The organism is Schaedlerella arabinosiphila (assembly GCF_003885045.1).
Taxonomy (GTDB): Bacteria; Bacillota; Clostridia; order Lachnospirales; family Lachnospiraceae; genus Schaedlerella; species Schaedlerella arabinosiphila.
On record NZ_RHJS01000002.1, the window covers coordinates 6199600 to 6218435 of the forward strand.

Annotated in this window: 19 protein-coding genes; 10 read left to right on the plus strand and 9 right to left on the minus strand. The window is 42.8% G+C overall.

Annotation, left to right across the window (positions count from 1 at the left end; translation table 11 throughout):
* Positions 1-61: 61 nt before the first annotated feature.
* From EBB54_RS29075 to EBB54_RS29085, 3 genes are all read right to left on the minus strand, one after another.
* Complete coding sequence (locus EBB54_RS29075; protein WP_125130324.1) at positions 62-484, minus strand: hypothetical protein; 423 nt, start codon at positions 482-484, stop codon at positions 62-64.
* An 88-nt stretch (positions 485-572) separates the two neighbouring features.
* Positions 573-1904 carry a sensor histidine kinase gene (locus tag EBB54_RS29080; protein ID WP_125130325.1) on the minus strand — a complete coding sequence of 444 codons (1332 nt, stop codon included), beginning with the start codon at positions 1902-1904 and terminating at the stop codon, positions 573-575.
* Positions 1901-2632 carry a LytR/AlgR family response regulator transcription factor gene (locus EBB54_RS29085; protein WP_125130327.1) on the minus strand — a complete coding sequence of 244 codons (732 nt, stop codon included), beginning with the start codon at positions 2630-2632 and terminating at the stop codon, positions 1901-1903. Before EBB54_RS29085 ends, EBB54_RS29080 begins: the two co-directional genes overlap by 4 nt.
* A gap of 325 nt (positions 2633-2957) precedes the next feature.
* Here EBB54_RS29085 and EBB54_RS29090 point away from each other — a divergent pair, with 325 nt between their 5' ends.
* The 3 genes from EBB54_RS29090 (at position 2958) to EBB54_RS29100 (ending at position 5787) form a co-directional block, all read left to right on the plus strand.
* Entirely contained in the window at positions 2958-3989 is a 1032-nt protein-coding gene (locus EBB54_RS29090) for a glycosyltransferase family 2 protein (RefSeq protein ID WP_125130329.1), read from the plus strand.
* Positions 3990-4133: 144 nt separating this feature from the next.
* A complete protein-coding gene (locus EBB54_RS29095) occupies positions 4134-4706 on the plus strand; it encodes a hypothetical protein (RefSeq protein WP_125130330.1) in 573 nt (190 codons plus the stop codon).
* On the plus strand, positions 4696-5787 hold the full coding sequence (locus EBB54_RS29100) for a lysylphosphatidylglycerol synthase transmembrane domain-containing protein (protein WP_125130332.1): 1092 nt from the start codon (positions 4696-4698) through the stop codon (positions 5785-5787). The genes EBB54_RS29095 and EBB54_RS29100 overlap by 11 nt, the downstream gene beginning before the upstream one ends.
* Positions 5788-5911: 124 nt before the next feature.
* Here the strand turns inward: EBB54_RS29100 and rd are convergent, their stop codons facing one another.
* Complete coding sequence (rd, locus tag EBB54_RS29105) at positions 5912-6073, minus strand: rubredoxin (protein ID WP_125130334.1); 162 nt, start codon at positions 6071-6073, stop codon at positions 5912-5914.
* A 272-nt stretch (positions 6074-6345) separates the two neighbouring features.
* On the opposite strand from rd, the gene EBB54_RS29110 reads away from it, so the two are divergent.
* The gene (locus tag EBB54_RS29110; RefSeq protein ID WP_125130336.1) at positions 6346-8040 is read left to right on the plus strand and encodes an AAA family ATPase; all 1695 of its coding nucleotides are present in this window, start codon (positions 6346-6348) and stop codon (positions 8038-8040) included.
* A gap of 566 nt (positions 8041-8606) precedes the next feature.
* Here the strand turns inward: EBB54_RS29110 and EBB54_RS29120 are convergent.
* The 3 genes from EBB54_RS29120 to EBB54_RS29130 all read right to left on the minus strand — a co-directional run bounded on the left by EBB54_RS29120 (position 8607) and on the right by EBB54_RS29130 (position 10443).
* Positions 8607-8855, minus strand: coding sequence for a hypothetical protein (locus tag EBB54_RS29120; RefSeq protein ID WP_125130338.1), 249 nt, complete (start codon positions 8853-8855; stop codon positions 8607-8609).
* A 20-nt stretch (positions 8856-8875) separates the two neighbouring features.
* Entirely contained in the window at positions 8876-9817 is a 942-nt protein-coding gene (locus EBB54_RS29125; RefSeq protein WP_334295295.1) for a M56 family metallopeptidase, read from the minus strand.
* Positions 9818-10071: 254 nt separating this feature from the next.
* The gene (locus EBB54_RS29130) at positions 10072-10443 is read right to left on the minus strand and encodes a BlaI/MecI/CopY family transcriptional regulator (protein WP_125130342.1); all 372 of its coding nucleotides are present in this window, start codon (positions 10441-10443) and stop codon (positions 10072-10074) included.
* A 381-nt stretch (positions 10444-10824) separates the two neighbouring features.
* Here EBB54_RS29130 and EBB54_RS29135 point away from each other — a divergent pair, with 381 nt between their 5' ends.
* From EBB54_RS29135 to EBB54_RS29160, 6 genes are all read left to right on the plus strand, one after another.
* Entirely contained in the window at positions 10825-11064 is a 240-nt protein-coding gene (locus tag EBB54_RS29135) for a hypothetical protein (protein WP_125130344.1), read from the plus strand.
* A 123-nt stretch (positions 11065-11187) separates the two neighbouring features.
* Positions 11188-12219, plus strand: coding sequence for a hypothetical protein (locus tag EBB54_RS29140; RefSeq protein ID WP_162307235.1), 1032 nt, complete (start codon positions 11188-11190; stop codon positions 12217-12219).
* Between the two features lie 39 nt (positions 12220-12258).
* Entirely contained in the window at positions 12259-13023 is a 765-nt protein-coding gene (locus EBB54_RS29145) for a hypothetical protein (protein WP_148099411.1), read from the plus strand.
* 10 nt (positions 13024-13033) lie between these two features.
* Positions 13034-13906: a hypothetical protein gene (locus EBB54_RS29150; protein WP_125130350.1), complete on the plus strand. Its 873-nt coding sequence runs from the start codon at positions 13034-13036 to the stop codon at positions 13904-13906.
* A gap of 42 nt (positions 13907-13948) precedes the next feature.
* Positions 13949-14596 (plus strand): ATP-binding cassette domain-containing protein, encoded by a 648-nt coding sequence (locus EBB54_RS29155; protein ID WP_125130352.1) that lies wholly within the window; start codon positions 13949-13951, stop codon positions 14594-14596.
* 43 nt (positions 14597-14639) lie between these two features.
* Complete coding sequence (locus EBB54_RS29160) at positions 14640-16757, plus strand: extracellular solute-binding protein (protein WP_125130354.1); 2118 nt, start codon at positions 14640-14642, stop codon at positions 16755-16757.
* Between the two features lie 198 nt (positions 16758-16955).
* Here EBB54_RS29160 and EBB54_RS29165 read toward each other — a convergent pair whose 3' ends face one another.
* Positions 16956-18152 (minus strand): tyrosine-type recombinase/integrase, encoded by a 1197-nt coding sequence (locus EBB54_RS29165; RefSeq protein WP_125130357.1) that lies wholly within the window; start codon positions 18150-18152, stop codon positions 16956-16958.
* Positions 18153-18241: 89 nt separating this feature from the next.
* Entirely contained in the window at positions 18242-18445 is a 204-nt protein-coding gene (locus EBB54_RS29170) for an excisionase (RefSeq protein ID WP_016284327.1), read from the minus strand.
* Between the last annotated feature and the right edge of the window lie 391 nt (positions 18446-18836).

Sequence of the window (18836 nt, forward strand, 5' to 3'; positions counted from 1 at the left end):
TGCTCCCTCATAAGTGAGGAGCGGGGGGCCTGTATGACATTCCCTTTCCATTCGCGGTCGTTTAGTACTGGCCGGCCTTTTCGTTCAAAGAAGCTCCATAAGTATACAGTAGTGGAAAGAACAGCCCAAGGACCGCGCTGGTCAGAGCAGGAATGACCGGATCGCCCTGCAATATGGCAAAGATTGTATTGCTGGCTCCTGCGATCAATGACGCGAGAATCAGCAGAAATCCTTTTTTCTTCAGAAACGCTGCCTTTTCTGCGCAGTCACAATATTTGATCCCTATCGCAGCGGCATGAAATTCCAGAACAGCAAAGACTGTATAGATCACAGCGATTGCAACCACCATCCAGCCCAGCGGTTCACCGGTGTCTATGGTGCCGCAGGCCAGGATCAGGTCTATGACCAGATAGAGCACAATACTGATCACCCCGCTTACAGCCATAAAGATACTTGGTATTTTGATAAAATTTTTCCCCGGCATAAAGTAGTCCTCCTTCGTATTGTAACCAGCGGCGGCGTAACGCCCTGCGGATACAGTCTAGCATAAAGTGCGAAAAAGAAAAGCTGCCTTACGGATATTGCGAAATTATTACCGAAACCTTAAAAATCTGATTTTGATACTCGATCCTGGCAATACCGTGATATTTTTCGGTAATACTCAGGACAGAGGAAAGCCCGATCCCTTTCCGGTCTTTTCTTTTGGAGGAAAGGAAAGCTCCGTCCGCCGTCTGCCGCACGGCCCCTTCATAATTGTTGCAGACCTGGATCGTTAAGATAGACCTGCTGGGCATGGACAGGCTGATATCCAGAAACCGCTCCTGCGGCTTCATGCGGCGGTGCGCTTCCACCGCATTTTCCAGGAGATTGCCGACAACAATACAGAGCTCCGCGTCGGGGATGGGAAGGGGATCTGAGAGGGCGGCATTTACGGAGATATCCACATGCTCTTTTTCCTCCTGCTCCAAATAATAGGACAGCAGGGCATTGACGGCGGCGCTGCAGCAGAAAGTCTCTGTCTGGCGTGCAGGGAAGATCGCTGCAGACTGCCGGATATAGGTTTTCAGCCCCTCCAGATCATGGTCCCCCAGAAACCCTTCCATTGCCAGGAAATGATGCTGTATATCGTGTCTGAAACGACGGGTTTCCTGAATATTGCTCTGCAGCAGCTCCATCTGTTTCTGTTGGGCCGCGATCTGGGTCTCCGACAGGTGGAGGTTTTCCTGGAGCACCGCGTTTTTGCTTACGTCGATCATCATTTTCAATAAAATCCCATAAGTGGAGAAGGTCAGAAGGACCCAGAAAGGCGGGATCGGGAAAAAAACGTCCTCCGGGGAAAGGCCGAAGCGGGAATATTCCGGCGCGATCGTGACCGTATAGACCGCGTTATTGCTTACAGGGATCAGCCAGACCCACTTCCAGACGGAGAGCGAGACCGTATAGTCCAGGGCGGGCCGCATAAAATGTCTGTAAAACAGCCAGATAGCAGGAAAGGTCAGCAGGGTGAGCAGCGTCGTAATAAATGCGATCGGCAGAATAGGCTGTCTGGGCAGTTCGCCGTTCATCAGATAATAGAGATCCATGGAGAGAAAGCGGATATTTTCAGAATAGGAATTGACCACCTCAATGATAAAAAGGCTCTGCCAGAAATTATATTTACATGCGCTGCTAAAGATCAGTACGCCGGAAAACATGGAGGCGGCGGAGATCAGCAGATGATGAAGGGGTGTTTCGAACAAAAAATAGATGTAGGTTCCCCAGAAAGAAATGGTCAGAAAAACAGAGCCGCCGATGAAAATCCGAAGGACCGTGGGCGTTTTCAACTGATCCCAAAAAACCAGAAGGAGCAGTAAGATACAGGGTACGACAAAAAGCAGGCTGTTGATAATATACGCAAGCGTCATGGCAGTATGACTCCTTTTGAATAGTGGTCAAAAATATAGTCGGCATATTTCTGCACGGCATCGCGCCTGCGGGCGGCGGCGATCTGGATGCGTTCGCCGTTTTTCAGTAAAAATTCCTTTTGGCCGAAGGACTCGATATAATCCATATTGACCATGCAGTTTCGGCAGCAGTGCAGGAAATTGGCGTAGGGCGCCAGCATCGGAAGGAATGCGTCAAAGGACATATGGGAGCGTATGACGCAGTCTGTCGTATGAACCTGGATATAGTGGTTGGAATAATCCGTATACACAATATCGGAGACCAGTACCCGGGTATAGTAACGTCCTTCCTTTAATTCAATATAGCGGGCAAATCGGGCCGCGATCTGTTCAAAACGATCCAGAGCGTCTGACAGATCCGCATAGCAGTAAGGCTTTACCAGGTAATCCAGGGCATGGACGCGGTAGGCGCTGACCGCATGCTCCCGGCTGACGGTGGTAAAGATGATCTGGCACTTGGGGTCGGCCTCCTGTACCCGCCGGGCAAGCTGGATGCCGGTCGTATGCCCCAGATAAATGTCAAGAAAAACCAGATCATAGACCGTGTGCCGCAAAGACTTTAAAAATGCAGTTCCCTCCGAAAAGGATTCAATATTCATATGTATATTGTGCTCATTGCAATAGCGGGATAAATCCCTGCGTAAAAGTTCGATGTCGCTTCCGGAATCATCTACCAGTGCTGTCGTCATATTCATCCTCCTGTATAGCGGTTCTGGCAGCCTGCCTGTATGTCGGCATGGCATATCATTATACCATAGAACTAAGAAACAGTTAAGAACCATATCTTGTAAAAAATACTGGATATCAGTAAAAATGGAAGGGGGCTGTTCTGCCGAATTTCTTATAAGTATCTTCCTTTATTATTTAGATTTATCTATAGAAAAAATTAAGAATTACCTGATATCCTGAAAACATCAAAAAGCAAGATCAAAAAACAACATCAAAAAAAGCAGTATCTGAGAAAGCTGTCAGCCGCTGTATGCTGCGGCAGCTTTGCAGAGGAGGAGGGTTATCATGAAATACATTACATTTGCGGTTCCCTGCTACAATTCGCAGGATTATATGGAACGCTGCATCAACTCACTTGTACGGGGCGGAGAGGATGTAGAGGTACTGGTTATAGACGACGGCTCCATGGACAGTACCGGAGAGATCGCGGACGCTTACGAAAAGAAATATCCGGGCATCGTGAAAGCCGTTCATCAGGAAAACGGCGGACACGGGGCAGGGGTCAACAAGGGGCTGGAGCTGGCACAGGGACAATATTATAAAGTGGTGGACTCAGACGACTGGGTGGAGGAATCGGCATACAAGAAGCTCCTGGCAAAGGTGAAAGAGTTCTGCGATGCCGGACGCCCCGGGGAGATGCCGGATCTGTTCATCTGCAACTACGTCTATAACCATCTGGACGAAGGAACCTCACGGGAGATGAATTATCGGAATGTATTTCCGGCAGATACGCTGTGTACCTGGAATGATATCAATCATTTTTCCCCGTCCCAGTATCTGATTATGCACGCCCTGGTCTACCGGACAGAGGTGCTGCACCAGTCCGGAGTCCGTCTGCCGGAGCATACATTTTATGTAGACAATCTGTTCGCGTACCAGCCCCTTCCCTATGTGAAGAAGCTGTACTATATGGACATTGCCCTGTATCAATACTATCTGGGGCGGGAGGATCAGTCTGTCAATGAAAAGGTGCTGATGCGCCGGATCGACCAGCAGATCCGGGTGACGGAGCTGGTGGCGCAGTGCATGGATCTGGACGAGGTGGCAGAGCAGTATCCGAAGCTGGCGGTGTATATGCGGAGAAATATTTCCATCATGATGGCGATTTCCTCGATCCACCTGCTTCTGATCAATTCCAAGGAAGCATATACAAAGAAAAAGAACCTTTGGAGCGGCATCAAATCCAATGACCGCAGGCTGTATTACCGTCTGAAGTTCGGAACCATCAGCGGATTGACCGATCTGCCCGGAAAGCTGGGAGGGAAACTGACCATCGGCGGTTACCGCCTGGCCAAGAAGGTATATCAGTTCCAGTAGAGCTCGGTGCAGTGGACGAAGCAGATTTGGCGGAAAAAAGGAATGGGAAGCGGCAGCGCTTAACAGGCCGCGCGTTCTCAACAAGCCGCACGTTCAGATCACAGGGTAGATAAGTGCATAAAAAGACAGCGAGGGGGAAAGACAGTGGCGCGGATTTACATAGCATTGGTAGACACACCGGGGATTTTTGCGTATCTCATACGGCGTTTTTTGAAACAGAAATACATCCATGTGGTCATCTCCATGGATGCGGAGCTGGAGGAAGCGTACAGCTTCGGAAGGCGGAACCCGTTTATCCCGGTGATCGCGGGATTCGAAAAGGAAAATAAAGAAAAGATACTCCGGGCATTTCCGACCGCGGACTACATGATCTGTGAAATGGAATGCACAGGGCGGCAGAAGGAGCAGATCCGGCAGACGCTGGAACAGGATATGCGGAACCGATTCCATTATCACTATGCGGTGCTTGGACTGCCATTTATCCTGTGCGGCAGGCCCTTTTACCAGAAGAACCATTACACCTGTTCTTCCTATATCGCAAGGTTATTGTCGGAAAATGGGATTCAGGTATCGGAAAAGCATTTTTCCCTGGTTACGCCCAAAGATTTTTATGAGTATCCGGACAAACAGGTTGTGTTTGAAGGGGCGTTGGAGGAGATCGTGCATCCAGAGGCATCCTGGAAGCTTCGGAAACCGGAGGCTGTATATGAATACTGACAGAAAGCAGAGAATCCGAAAAAATCTGATCAATTATACGATATTTCTCCTGATCATGGGACTGACTTTTTATACCGTGCTGCGCGGACAGGACTGGAATCAGATCTGGGAGGCGCTCAAAGGGCTTTCCCTCCCCTGTCTGCTGCTGATCCTTGCGTCCGCATTGTTTTTCGTGTGCGCAGAAGGGAGTATGATCTGGTATCTCCTGCGGATGATCAACCCGGACAGCAGCGGGCTCGGCAAATGTATCTCCTATTCCTTTATCGGATTTTTTTATTCCGGTATCACACCTTCCTCAACGGGAGGACAGCCGGTGCAGCTTTATTATATGAAGAAGGATGGAAATGCGCTTTCAGACAGCTCGGTCGTCCTGATGACGGTTGCGCTGCTCTATAAATTCGTGCTTGTGATCATCGGATGCGCCATGCTGTTTTTCTGGTATGACCCGCTGAGATCCTACCTTCGGAAATATTTTGGCCTGTATATCCTGGGACTTGTGCTGCATGTGGTCCTGGTGGCCGTGCTGCTGGCGGTCATGCTGGCGCCGGAGGCAATGAAGAGACTGATCTTTCAGATCGAGCATTTCCTGACACGGATCCGGATCTTGAAGCCGTCAGCCGGAAGAGCGGAAAAGATCCGTCAGTTTATCGGCGGCTATCAGGACGCGGTCTATTTTCTGGCAAAACAGAAGTACAGGATGCTGCTGGTTCTGGGAATCACATTTCTGCAGAGGTGCAGCCTGTTCTTCCTGACAGGGCTGGTGTATCTGGGCTTTTCTCAGCAGGGGACCAGCCTTCTGACGGTGATGCTTCTGCAGGCTTCTGTGTCCGTGGCGGTGGATATGCTCCCCCTTCCGGGGGCGCAGGGAATCACGGAACTGATGTACTGCCGGGTGTTCAGCCATGTGTTTTCACAGGCCTGCCTCATGCCGTCGCTGTATGTGGCGAGAGGGAGCAGCTTTTACTTTTTACTGGTGGTCAGCCTTCTCGTGGTGCTGCTCAATGAAGCGGTCCGGCGCAGGGGAGAAACGGTGAAGGACAGGCAGTGCTTGAGAGCCGCAGGACGCAGGTATACCTTGTGAAACGGCCGAATGGCCATAACGGGATGCCCTTGGGTATACTTTATAAAATGGCCGAATGGCCATAACAAAAAATATGTAAAGCAGGGAATCATACGGCGATTTCCTGCTTTACATATTTTTGATGCTATTCTTCTTCCACAAATTCGTCTTTTCCAAGTCCGCATACCGGGCATACCCATTCATCCGGAAGATCTGCAAATTCGGTGCCGGGCTCAATTCCGTTGTCCGGATCACCCACTTCGGGATCATAGATATATCCGCAGGGTTCACATACATAGCGTTTCATGATCAATACCTCCTTGCTTATTTTCATGTACTCTCAAAAGGGAAATTGTCACAGGCCACATCTTGGTCTGGCATGCCCTGTAACGGGAAATTCCCTGATTCGATACAATAACAGTATAACGCACAGGCAGATGATTATGCAAGTATTCTTTCTCAAAGTTCCGCGGCTTTAACCGGAAGCATCAGGTGAATCAGTAGATGCAAAAATACGGTATACAGAAAAAGGAAGATAGGTTATAATTGATACATGATCAGAGAGGGGGGGGAGATGCTATGGCTCGAACGGTTGGTATCGGACATCAGGACTTTGAGACGATTCGTAAAAAAGGATATTTTTACGTTGATAAGACAAATTTTATCAAAGAGTGGTGGGAGAGCGGTGACAGAGTCAGTTTGATTACACGCCCGAGAAGATTCGGCAAAACTCTGAATATGAGTATGACGGAACAGTTTTTTTCTGTAGCATATGCTGACAGAGGAGACTTATTTGAAGGGCTTTCCATATGGAAGAATGAAGAGTATAGACAGCAGCAGGGAAGTTATCCGGTGATCAGCCTTTCATTTGCGAATATCAAAGAAGAAAGCTATGCTACAGCGCGCAGAAAGATATGTCAGATTCTATCCAACTTGTATTCCGGATATAATTTTTTGCTGGAGCATCCGATCCTGGATAAAAAAGAACAGAAATTTTTTGAGGATGTTTCCGCAGATATGGACGATGTGACAGCAACGCTTGCAATTTATCAGCTGTCGTCATATCTCACAAGATATTATGGGAAGAAAGTGATCATCATTCTGGATGAATACGATACTCCGATGCAGGAAGCTTATGTGAATGGATACTGGGATGAACTGGCTGCTTTTATCAGAAGCCTGTTCAATTCTTCATTTAAGGAAAATCCATATCTTGAACGTGCGATTATGACGGGGATTACGAGGATCAGCAAGGAATCCATTTTTTCGGATCTGAATAATCTGGAGGTGGTTACGGCGACATCCGAAAAATATGCAGATGCATTTGGATTTACGGAAGCAGAAGTATTTGCGGCGCTGGATGAGTTTGGATTGGCTGACAGGGCGCAGGAAGTGAAGCTGTGGTATGACGGATTTACATTTGGCGGGCTGACAGATATTTATAATCCATGGTCAATTATCAACTATCTGAGCAAGAAAAAAGTCGGCTTGTATTGGGCGAATACCAGCTCCAACCGCTTGGTCGGTAAGCTCCTTCGGGAAGGAAACAGGGAGGTAAAGAAGGCTTTTGAAGGACTTTTGGCAGGGAAGCATTTGATCACACCGATGGATGAACAGATTGTGTATGATCAGCTGAATACCAATGAATTGGCAATTTGGAGCCTTCTTCTTGCCAGCGGGTATTTAAAAGTCATTCATTATGAGAAATATGAGGAGCTGGGGGATGATTTCCGTGAGGTGAATTATGAACTGGATCTGACAAATCACGAGGTACGTCGGATGTTTGGCAGTATGATCAAAGGATGGTTTACAGAAACCAGCGCGGACTATCATGATTTTATCAAGGCATTGCTGCTCGATGACCGGAAGGCTATGAATGTTTATATGAACCGTGTGTGCTCTGAGATGTTCAGCTATTTTGATACAGGTACAAAGCCATCCAAGGAAGAACCAGAACGCTTTTATCACGGGTTTGTGCTGGGACTTATGGTGGAGCTGGCAGACCGGTATGTGATCACGTCCAACAGAGAAAGCGGTTTCGGCAGATATGATGTCTTGCTTGAACCTCGGAATAAAGCGGATGACGCAATGATCCTGGAATTTAAGGTACAGGAAGCGGAGGAAGAAGCGGCGCTTTCGGATACAGTAAAGGCGGCATTGGAGCAGATAGACAGGAAGGAATATGCTTCGAATCTGATCGCAAAAGGGACTCCGAGGGAAAGAATCCGAAAGTACGGATTTGCTTTTTGTGGCAAAAATGTCTTGATCGGTTAAGAAGACTGTCTGTTTTTTTCGTAGATTAACTTTGCCTGTTCCGCTACCGCTTCTTTCAGATGGGCAGGTGAAAGGATATCTACCCGGGTTCCGAGCGTGACCTTCGGATATTCCCCTTCGAAGGTCTCGGTCGGCCTCGGAGGATTCAGCTGCGAAAACCCTTCCTCCAATACCTCCAGTTCTAAAATACGGTTTAATTTGAAGACCCGCCAGTCCTGCTTTTCTGCATCAGATTTATCTCTTATTTTTTATCAGGGGAAGTTCTTCTGGATCAAGGAGACATCAAAAGAGCCGAAAATGAATGTTTTGCGGCGGGAATTGTCTGACGGCAAGAAAGCTGCCGCGCGAGACTGATGTCAGGATAACAGAGTTTAGATGGAAATGCAAGAGCAATTTCGGAATAAAACAGTGCAAGGCAGAAATACAACCAGGTACGGAAGGGGGATTTGTTTCCATACCTGGTTTTTGGCTTTGAAAGATGCAAATAATCCGGCAATGATGGGTTTTATGTAATGCGAGTTGTGTGAGTTGCCAGTGAAAAATATTGTGTTTATAGCAATATAATATTACGGCACTAATTCCCAGCTGCCAATCCATTGTTTTTTCGTTTCATTGTATCTGCGGCGATACAGCTTGTTCCCGATCGTCTTATACTTCCAAACAATTATATCTGACATAGGCATGATGGCTTCAGTATTGCTTTCGGCTGCGGCAATTGGAGTTGAAACCGCAACAGTATAGGATTCTTCCGCAAATACTGTTGATGGTGTAAGCATGGATAAAATAGATAATAGGATGATCATTTTCTTTTTCATGCGATATCACACTCCTTTATTTAATCTAAATTATTCTCATCATAAACGGGAAGATCCCGGATTTCTTCCAGATCTCGATTTGTTATAATTCCCAGATAGTGTTCATCATCCATATAAAGTTCATATTTGCCATCCTTGCGTATCTGTAGATAACTGTCATCATCTAAACTAAAAACTTTGCCATTAAGTTCTTCTTCCGGCTTCCAGGAAGGCTCAAAGATAAATAATGTAGAAGCAAACAGCATCAGGACTGCAATACCCGTAATAAAATAATTTGTAAATGACCTGTGTGACTCCGTGTTTATCAGACGTAATACCCGGCATGTAGTAGATCCCGGAGAAGACTTTGAAAAAGGCAAGGTCATTGCCGGAAGCGGCTGTTTCCTCTGCTGGCTGCGTGCAACCTTGATCAGGCAATCCAGATACAGCTCTCGCCTTGTGGGCGGCAGACTGGAAAAGGTTGCGTTGTCAGCATGGTATTCCAGGATATCTGACAGCTGCTTTCTCAGCAGGATTACAAAAGGATTCCACCAATTCAGGACACGTAGAATTTCCGCAAACAGCATCCAGATAAAATCCATATGCCGCAGATGGCTTAATTCATGGAAAAGGATACAGTATAATTCTTCCTGTGTAAAATCAGAATCAGGAAGAAAAATGACAGGCGAAAAAAATCCTATGACGCAGGGGGTGTTTACAAATCTTGTGCGGATTACCTTTTTTACCGGGCGGCGGATCGGATTTGTGTTGTAAATAGCCGTCAGTATTGCAGATACCTTGCCGCCAGAGTCATCGGCCAGATCAGGAAATCTTGGGATGATGCGATATAATCTCATATAGTTTCTGACGGTACTGCATACAATACAAACAATGCCGCCGATCCAAATGGATAAAAACAGTACAGATGGCGTTACGGCAATATGTCTGATCATGAACAAAACCTGTTCGTTACAAAAATCCATGATCGCAGGCAGAATTTGCTCCGAAGGCACTGTTATGGTGTGGAAAAACTCAAAAGGCAGTATCAGTCTCAGCAGGACAAAAAATGAGAAGTATTTCAGGAAGCGAATACTTAGCTTCTGAGAAATACGCCCGTCTCTCATGATGATACATAAAAAGCAAATTAAGCAGTTTCCACCTAAAACAGCCATGATATAAGATGTAGCTGAAAAATGCATTTTATTTTCACCTCGTATTAAGTTGTATTTTTGTAAGATTACTTTATGCTGCGCCTGCGTTCCCGGATGATCTTTTCCAGTTCATCCAGATTCTCATGGTCTGTTTCCTGCCTGACCAGGGCGCTCATCAGGTTCAGCGAGTTAAAATTCATATGTTGAAGCTGACCGCTGAGATAATCTTCAAATGAAATCGTCGGACGGTAAGTGCGGGTTAATACAGTCCCGCGCTGGGCGATATCGGCAACCTCGATCGCAGATTTTTGCAACAGGTTTTTGATTGCCACACGGACAGTATTGATATTCAGCGCACTTTCTATTTTCGGAATATCACTGGATGCAAGTGCTTCATCCGTATTCCAGAATACAAGCATAACATCCATCTCCTTATTGCTTAACTTCAAATTCTTCATGATGACCTCCTTCCTAACTAGTATTAGTAATTAGTATGCAAACCTTACAGAACCCGATTCATTGAGCGTTGCGGCTACATTACTTATTTATCCTACGCAAATCAGTATAGCATTATATTATGAGTATGTCAATAATAAGTATTAAAAACAATATTGTGTAAATATAGAATATTATATTTAATTTTATAATATTTTTAATAATATATAATAAAAAAATATTGACTTAATAAAAAATATATGATATATTGCAATTAGACTGAGGTTTTCGAAAACATACAGCAAATATTTCAAAAAGGGTCTGCGATCACGGCAAATGCTGCAGATTATATAGATTTTGATGTAACATATCCTAATGATCCTTATTCTTATGCAATGAGAAAAATGGATGATGAACAGAATTTTTATATGACTGGAACCTATTTTAGTAAAAGTGGTAGATTATCTGGAAGTTCTATACAGGTGGGTGATAAAAGTGTTATTTCTTACATTGCGACCATCACGCCAAGTAGCCCTAGAGCTTCCAAAGGATATTCTAAAACAGCAAAGAGAGGCTTTGAATACGAACTCCATACTTTTTCTAATGTAAATGGAATCAATGTCAGAGGAAGATATACACCATAAAATAAAAATAAGCAGGGACAGAGAGAACTGTCTCTGCTTATATGAGGAATGGGCATGAAAAAGAGATATATGATTATTCTGATATGTTTAGTGTTTAGTCTAATAGGCTGTAGCAGACAGAAAATGAATAGGGATAGGACGGACTCAAATACAAGCAATAGATTATATATGCAGACATCAGGTAATGTGGGAAGTACAGAACAAAGATATTTTTTTCCGGCATCTTATTCGGAGCAAAGTGGAAAAATTAATATAAAGTGTAATCTGGAAGTGCCGCAGGAATTTGAAATGTATAATTTTCACATTCCCAAAGTCAAAGACTTGCGACAATACAATACCGGTAAAGCATATACATATTTTATAGAAGGAAAGGAAATTTTAGAAGAGCAAGTACAATTGAAAAATACGTATTATACATTGACTGATGGAAGCTCTATTGCGATTGGTGAATGTTTAAGTTACGACTTACCGGAAAGTGAAATATACCGTAGGATTATTCGATCTAGTGAACGTATGGCGCCGCAGAGAGATTTTTCTTTCGGGACAGGTGATAGCTGTGTGACGAAGATTAAAGAACTGCTGGAGGGGATAAATTACCCAATAGAAGAATTTTCGTTTTCATGGTTTTCTACAAGTGGAAAAGAATATAGTATTCTGGAACAAAGAGCATATGAAGATAATGTAATAGGCTCCAAAGAGTTGAAATCTGGTGGTTGGACAGAGGATAATGATGCATACGAAATTTATGCATGGCAGATTTATGAAAATATTCCTATATTTCCACAAATAATGACCACAAATATGACAAGAGCGGTTGAGAGTTACCAACGAGCACCAATTTCTGCAGTCTATAATAAAAAAGGCCTGCTTACATTAATGGCAGAAGCGCCATATGAATTTGAATCGACTGAGGAAATTGCAGTTTTTAAATCATTTTCAGAAATTGCAAAAAATTTAATAAAAAAATATGAAAATCTATTGGATGATTGTTCGTATTCTGTTACGCGTGCAAAACTGGCCATACGGGTATACTTCGATAAAAAACAGCAATATCAGGCGGAACCCGTTTGGTATTTTGAAGTATATGATAATGAATTTAATATGGAAATTGCGATGTTTAACGCCATAACAGGAAAGGAAATCTACTTACGGTAGAATACGTAAAGGAATAAGAAGATGAGGGCATTGAGATGTTTGAAAAAATATGTATTGACAGATATAGATAGATGGTTTCGAAGCTATACATGGTGTATTGGTGTAATAGGAGTTATGGCATCTTTATTTTTTTCTTTGGATCGACGTGGGCTGATAGAAGATGTAGTGCTTACATACGGTTTTTCAACGAGTATGACAGGGGCATTATTATCATATGTTTTTTGCGCGTTCTCATTTGCAACTGTCTATATTGAGGACATAGAACATAAATATATTCGATATAGCACTATAAGAGGAAGTCTGAAAAGTTATGTTTTTTCTAAAACAGTAGTAATTTATTTGAACTCTATTGTGATTATGTTTATAGGGACACTTATGTTTTTGCTGTTGTGCCGTACACAGCTTCCATGGGCGGCATATAATCCATATGATCAAAATTCATATGGTGTGGAGCTTGCTGGATGCTATGCTATGTTCTTTAAAAAGAAATGGTACTTGTTATATTGTTTATTGTGCTCACTGCATATGGGAGTTATTGCTGGCGCGCTATCAAATATTGCGTCAATGTGTTCCGTATTTATATCTAACAGAGCATTAGTGTTAGCAATTCCAATACTAATATTTCGGATATTTACTTCCGTAGGCTTTGGACCAAATGGATTTTGCAATATTTATGCATTATATGCTGATTATAAATTTTTTAAACAAGACATGTTTGATCTGCTTTTTGTGGTACTTCTTACTGCTATTTTATCATTGATATCTGCATTTGGAAGTTATTTTGGACTTAAAGAAAAATTGTAGGGAGAGAAAGATGAAATTAATTCGGTATATTGGAAAAACGACGATAACAAAAATTTTTAATAGTAAAATCTGTATTTTCTTTTTTGTTTTTTTGATATATGCATGGAGTTTTGAAAGACCTTACTTACATTTTATAAGTGAAAAAGGATATCATATTTCATGGTGTATATTTCCATTTTGTATGACATCTTATAGTATTCTTTCTTTTTTTTATTTTGGGGTAATATTTATAAATTCTGATGTGCCTTTTATGCAACAGACAAACATGTACCATGTAATCCGGATGGGAAGGAAACAGTGGGTTTTGGGACAGATTGGAGGAATTTTAATCAGATCTGTTTTTCTTACTGTAATCTCTATAATTGTTTCTGTTTTACCGGTTATCGGTCATATTGAGTTCTCAAATAATTGGGGAAAAGTAATATATACACTTGCGTCTAGTAGACATATGGAAAAGTTTTATATGGAAAATGATGTTGAATTTATATTTCCATACGAGGCGCTTCAAGATTTTAATCCGTTGGAACTCATGGGATTAGTACTGTTATTATGTATACTGATTCTTACTTTCCTGGGAATAGCAATGTTTATGTTGAGCCTTTTTGGAGGAAAACTATGGGCTGTTCTGGGTGGTTTTTTTATTGTTTTCCTATTATTTTTTGTAGAAAATACTCCAGGATATAATCGCATTACAATTGCTCGTTTTGTGCCAGTCTATTGGTTGGAATTGGCTTTATCTTCAACACCAAGCAGCGGATATTACCGTATGCCATCAGTAACTTATATGTTGATATTTCTTATATTATCCATTTTGGCAATTTCACTTGTTATATGTCGGAAAATAAACCGTATTGAGCTTAATTGGGAAAACGAAGATGTATAGAAGTGGATTAAAAATTATTATGTGAAGGGAATTAGATAAATAATGAGAAACACTATAGAGAGGATAGAAATTACACATGTTTTTAAAAGATTTCGAACAAAAGAAGTATTAAAGGATATTTCGTTGGATTTAAGGGCTGGACATATTTATGGAATTGTTGGACATAACGGATCTGGAAAAACAGTTCTGTTTAAATGTATCTGTGGTTTCTTTTACTGTACCAGCGGTGAAATCCTGGTTGACGGGAAACGGATAGGAAAAGATATGGATATACTTACTGATGCCGGTATAATTATCGAAGAACCAGGATTTTTGAAATATTGGAATGGATTCCAAAATTTAAAATTTCTATATACAATCCGTAATCGAAACTGTAAAGGGCATCTATTTTCTATATTGAGAAAAGTGGGGCTTGATCCGAATAACAAGATGCCAGTGGGCAAGTATTCCCTTGGCATGTGCCAACGTCTGGCAATAGCACAGGCGATTATGGAGGATCCCTCTGTTTTATTATTAGACGAACCTATGAATGGGTTGGATAAAAATGGAATTAATGAAATGCGTGAACTCTTTTCTCAAATGAGAGATGAAGGAAAAATGATCCTTCTGGCTAGCCATAACAGAGAAGATATAAATATTCTTTGCGATGAAGTATACGAAATGGTAAATGGAACCTTAATTAAAGAATAGTCTGAAATTAAATTGAACTGGTAAGGTGAAAAGAGGCGTAAGCATGTTAAAAAAAATAGAAAGTATAATACTATCTTGGGTGATCATTATTGCTGTATGTTCATGTTCAATAAAAGATGAAGGTAAGATGGAAAATGAAGGCGAAAAGAAAAATGTTGAAAATGTATCAGATGAAGAAGCATCATGGCTGAGTACAGAGCTTTGGCTGCCGGATGGAGTGGAATTTGTTAATTCATTAAACTATCTTCTGGATGGAACTTTACGAATTGCCACGGCAGGTCAGGATGCTGCCGTCTGGGATAGCCAGAATGAAGGAGGGGGCTGGGAAAAGCCAGACGCTGATATGAGTCTGACATCAGACTATGGATATCATTATTCCTCAGAAGGAATGCTCTATGTGTATGATGACGAAAAACTGGTACTATCGCCGGCGGATGGGTCAGAAATGAAAACAATCAGTATAAATGATGGAGATCAATTTATCAGTACTGCGATATCAAATAATATACTGGCGGTTTTAGTTCAAAATATGAATAGTATGCAGCTGCATGTAGAGATATATGATTTACAAACAATGGAATACAGGAGCCTGGATGATTTGGAACTTTCAGAATACTTAAGCAATTCGCAATCAGATGTGGGGAATGTTGCTTTAAACAGCACGGGGGAAATACTGTATATAGCTATAGACGGCACAGGAATAGGACGGTATGACTTGAAACGGAACCAATATAGTTACTTGATAGAGCAGGATTTATTTCAAAATTTGACAAATTCAGAACAAAAGGAAGGATTAAATCATGAAGCGGAAATTTGTACTGGATTTGCAGTAGATGATACAGAAAAAAAAATAGTTCTCTGTATGTTAAATATGATAAAAAATCAATCAAAGCTATATTTGTGTGAATGGGGGATACCGGAAGACAAGGAACAGGCATCAAAAGATAAACTGCGGATTTATAGCTTGAAAAAGCATGGAGAAATTCAGCAGGCTGTTTCGCTTTTTCAAGAAAAGTGTCCGGAATTAGAAGTTACTTTTGAAGTGGGATATACTGGAGAAGATGGAGTGGAGCTGTCAGATGCAATACGGACATTGAATACGGAACTGATGTCGGGAAATGGGCCGGATATTTTGGTCTTAGATGGATTACCGGCAGACAGTTACATTGAGAAAGGTATTCTTGAGGATATTACCAGTATCGTAGACCAGGAGAAAGAAAATATTTTTTATAATATCATTTCTGCCTATAATAAAAAAGAAAGTATTTATCAGATCCCAACAACCTTCAGTGTGCCAATTATCTTGGGTGATGCAGAAGTTATAGATGCAAAAAACAGAAAAGAATTGATGGATATTTTGGAAAAAAAAGCAGTTACTGGACTTCCGCTTATCACTCCGGAAAATTTTGCGGAAACCGCTGTTGACCTGTTTATTACATCAGATATTTTGGAAGGAACAATAGACGAGGCAAAACTGTCAGACTTTTACCGTGATTTGAAACAGATTGCAAAACAAAGTTTTCCAGACAATGAAATTGATACATCTGAGGAATTTAGTCGGATGACATACTGGGCAGAAGAGTATCCTTATATAGGATTTAATCCGGAAATGGATATTTTCCTGGGAAATGCACAGGTAGGAATTGACAAAATCTCTAGTTTTGAAACATATCTGGAAGTGCTTTCAGTATGTAGTGAAAAAGATCTGTCATACCAGTATCTGAATAGAGAGAAAGGGAATTATTTTATAGCGGAAGCTGTGTTTGGAATAAATTGTACCGGAAAATACAGGGATGACGCAAAACAATTTCTGCGATATTATCTGTCGGGTGAAGCGCAGAGTGCGATGTCATATACAGGATTTTCTATTATCCGAGATATGATGAAAGATTCAAAGTATGTGTCGGAAAACGGTGAATTTGTGGGAAGCAAAACCAGAGATGAAAACTTAGATAAGGGGTTAAACCTATACAAAGTGACACCTTCCAAATTGCAGGGGTTGATTGATTTTTTTGAAGGATTGAATACTCCGGTAAAGGACGATGCAGTAGTGTTGCAGAAGGTAATGGAGCAGGCAGATGCCTGTTTGTTTGAAGGAAAAGATCCGGAAAGCTCGGCAAGGGATGCATGCAGCGAGATAAATTTATACTTAAATGAATAGAATGCTTGTATAAATTTTTCATTATAAAATTATTGGTGAATTTAGATTATCTCTTTAGAAGTTCTTATATGTCGGTATAGCCCGTATTTCCGGGCTTTCCCGGCATTTTAGATATGGGGAGAAGTTCACATATACCTTTATAACTTCTTAGGTTTTCCCTCTCAATGGTAGTAAAAGAAGTAGTAAATCCGTCTGCGGCTATGCTGCAATCAGCCTTTCCATTTCAGCCTTTGCGGAAGCGAATGTTGCGTGTGCGTAATAGTTCAGCGTCATGGTGATGTTGGAATGTCCCATGATATACTGTAACGCTTTCGGGTTCATGCCCGCATTGGCTAAGTTGGTGCAGAACGTATGGCGCAGGGTGTGGGGTGTCATTACTTTGGGTAAGGCTTCCTCATGGCACTTGTTGTACTTCTTCGCAAGCCCCCGGAACATAGTCGCGTAGTTCACATTCGTTTTCGGGCAACCGTCCCGGTTGAGGAAAAGGAAATCGCTGTAACCGTCAATGGTGATCTGCTTTGTTCCTTTGCGGTTCTCCAACACGCGCCCCAACGCTTCATACACTTTTTCACTCATTGGAATTTGTCTGATACCGCTCTGTGTTTTGGGCTTCTCTATGTAGTAGCCTGTTTCCGCGCTCCGTAAAAGCTGGTGGTCTACATTGATTATCCTGTTTTCAAAATCAAGGTCGGTTTCAGTCAGTCCGCAGAGTTCGGAAATCCTAAGCCCTGTCCCCAGCAGTATGATAACCTCGTCACGGTATTTCTGATAGACGCTATCACCTTGCATAAAGGATAAAAGGCTTTCTTCCTGTTCCGCTGTGAGAGGTACTTTCGGCTCTGTGTCGTCCTCGATCACGGTGTTTAGCTGGAAGTCAAAGGGGTTTTTCCTTATACAGTCGTCCTGTATCGCCGTATAGAACGCGGCTTTTAAGGAACGCTTGTCGTTGCTTATGGTCTTATAGGATATTCCCTTTTCTTTCATGCGCAACGCCCATTCTTTCGCGTCGGACAGCTTCACACTGTCAATGGGGCAGGAACCAAGTTTATCCGCTTCCAACAGCTTCATCAGCCGTTCGCGCCCCTTTGTGGTGTTGTGCCTTACGTTCCCACGGTGGCGGTTCTGCTTCGCGTAAAGCTCGCAGACAGTCATTTTCTTTCCGATTGTGTCTATCCCGTCGTCAAGGTCTTTCTGTATCTCTTTTTCCTTTTCTCTAAGGGATATGTCGTCACGCTTCCCGGCAGGGGTCTTGTCCGTAGGCACTAACTTCCACGCATAGACAAATTGCACTTTACCAAAAGTATCGGTATATTTGTAAGCATATCTCCCGTCTTTTCTCTGGCTCTCTCCCGAACGCAAAATGCGGTTTCTATTATCACGTCTTTTCTCCGACATTGTTTTTGCTCCTTTCCGTGTCGGAAAGAGCCTTGATATGCCTACGTCTATTATAGCATATTCAAGGCTCCTTTTCACTATATTTTTCGCTAAATTGCGTCCAGTGTGTCAATGATTTTTTCAAACTGTTTCCTCTTGATCTGAATACGGTTCCCGTTCAAGATCACCCAGCCAGCCGTGGGATTTTCCTCTGCAAGTTTCCGCAGCTTGTTTTCCCCAATGCGGAAATATTTTGACGCTTCCTCAATGGTAAGCGTGTACTTTTCCCAAATAGGCACATCAGCATTGTTCATTCTATAAATCCCCCTTTCAAAAATGGGTAAATGGTTAATGGTGAAAAAGGGGCTGTGATCGGACGGTTAATAGCGTAACCTCACGGGAGTTTCACCCCTGCATGGTTCTCATGCAGCCCTACCCATTGCCTGCGACGCTTTTAACGCTCGGACTGTGGCGGTAAGGGAGTATCATTATATATTCTGCGCTGTCGTCGCCCGCAAGCTGCTAAACTTGCTCCCCGGCGCGGTGTTGGTCGCTCGGCTGTCCCAGCGGGGGAAAGAAAACCCCGCCGGGATAGCGTCATGGCGCACCCGCTGTCTGGCTCGGCGCAAAAGGGACGTATCCGATCTGCTCTATGCTGCGCCGCCGTTATCTTGCGCCGCTTTCTTTGTCAAGGTGCTTAAAAGG

Bases quoted from the DNA above. Each gene is read 5' to 3' on its own strand.
- rd (WP_125130334.1), bottom strand. From the start codon at position 6,073: ATGAAACGCTATGTATGTGAACCCTGCGGATATATCTATGATCCCGAA.
- EBB54_RS29125 (WP_334295295.1), bottom strand. From the start codon at position 9,817: ATGGATTTTTGTAACGAACAGGTTTTGTTCATGATCAGACATATTGCC.
- EBB54_RS29085 (WP_125130327.1), bottom strand. From the start codon at position 2,632: ATGACGACAGCACTGGTAGATGATTCCGGAAGCGACATCGAACTTTTA.
- EBB54_RS29160 (WP_125130354.1), top strand. From the start codon at position 14,640: ATGTTAAAAAAAATAGAAAGTATAATACTATCTTGGGTGATCATTATT.
- EBB54_RS29080 (WP_125130325.1), bottom strand. From the start codon at position 1,904: ATGACGCTTGCGTATATTATCAACAGCCTGCTTTTTGTCGTACCCTGT.
- EBB54_RS29165 (WP_125130357.1), bottom strand. From the start codon at position 18,152: ATGTCGGAGAAAAGACGTGATAATAGAAACCGCATTTTGCGTTCGGGA.
- EBB54_RS29140 (WP_162307235.1), top strand. From the start codon at position 11,188: ATGAATAGGGATAGGACGGACTCAAATACAAGCAATAGATTATATATG.
- EBB54_RS29135 (WP_125130344.1), top strand. From the start codon at position 10,825: ATGGATGATGAACAGAATTTTTATATGACTGGAACCTATTTTAGTAAA.
- EBB54_RS29110 (WP_125130336.1), top strand. From the start codon at position 6,346: ATGGCTCGAACGGTTGGTATCGGACATCAGGACTTTGAGACGATTCGT.
- EBB54_RS29100 (WP_125130332.1), top strand. From the start codon at position 4,696: ATGAATACTGACAGAAAGCAGAGAATCCGAAAAAATCTGATCAATTAT.
- EBB54_RS29150 (WP_125130350.1), top strand. From the start codon at position 13,034: ATGAAATTAATTCGGTATATTGGAAAAACGACGATAACAAAAATTTTT.
- EBB54_RS29090 (WP_125130329.1), top strand. From the start codon at position 2,958: ATGAAATACATTACATTTGCGGTTCCCTGCTACAATTCGCAGGATTAT.
- EBB54_RS29155 (WP_125130352.1), top strand. From the start codon at position 13,949: ATGAGAAACACTATAGAGAGGATAGAAATTACACATGTTTTTAAAAGA.
- EBB54_RS29130 (WP_125130342.1), bottom strand. From the start codon at position 10,443: ATGAAGAATTTGAAGTTAAGCAATAAGGAGATGGATGTTATGCTTGTA.
- EBB54_RS29170 (WP_016284327.1), bottom strand. From the start codon at position 18,445: ATGAACAATGCTGATGTGCCTATTTGGGAAAAGTACACGCTTACCATT.
- EBB54_RS29120 (WP_125130338.1), bottom strand. From the start codon at position 8,855: ATGAAAAAGAAAATGATCATCCTATTATCTATTTTATCCATGCTTACA.
- EBB54_RS29075 (WP_125130324.1), bottom strand. From the start codon at position 484: ATGCCGGGGAAAAATTTTATCAAAATACCAAGTATCTTTATGGCTGTA.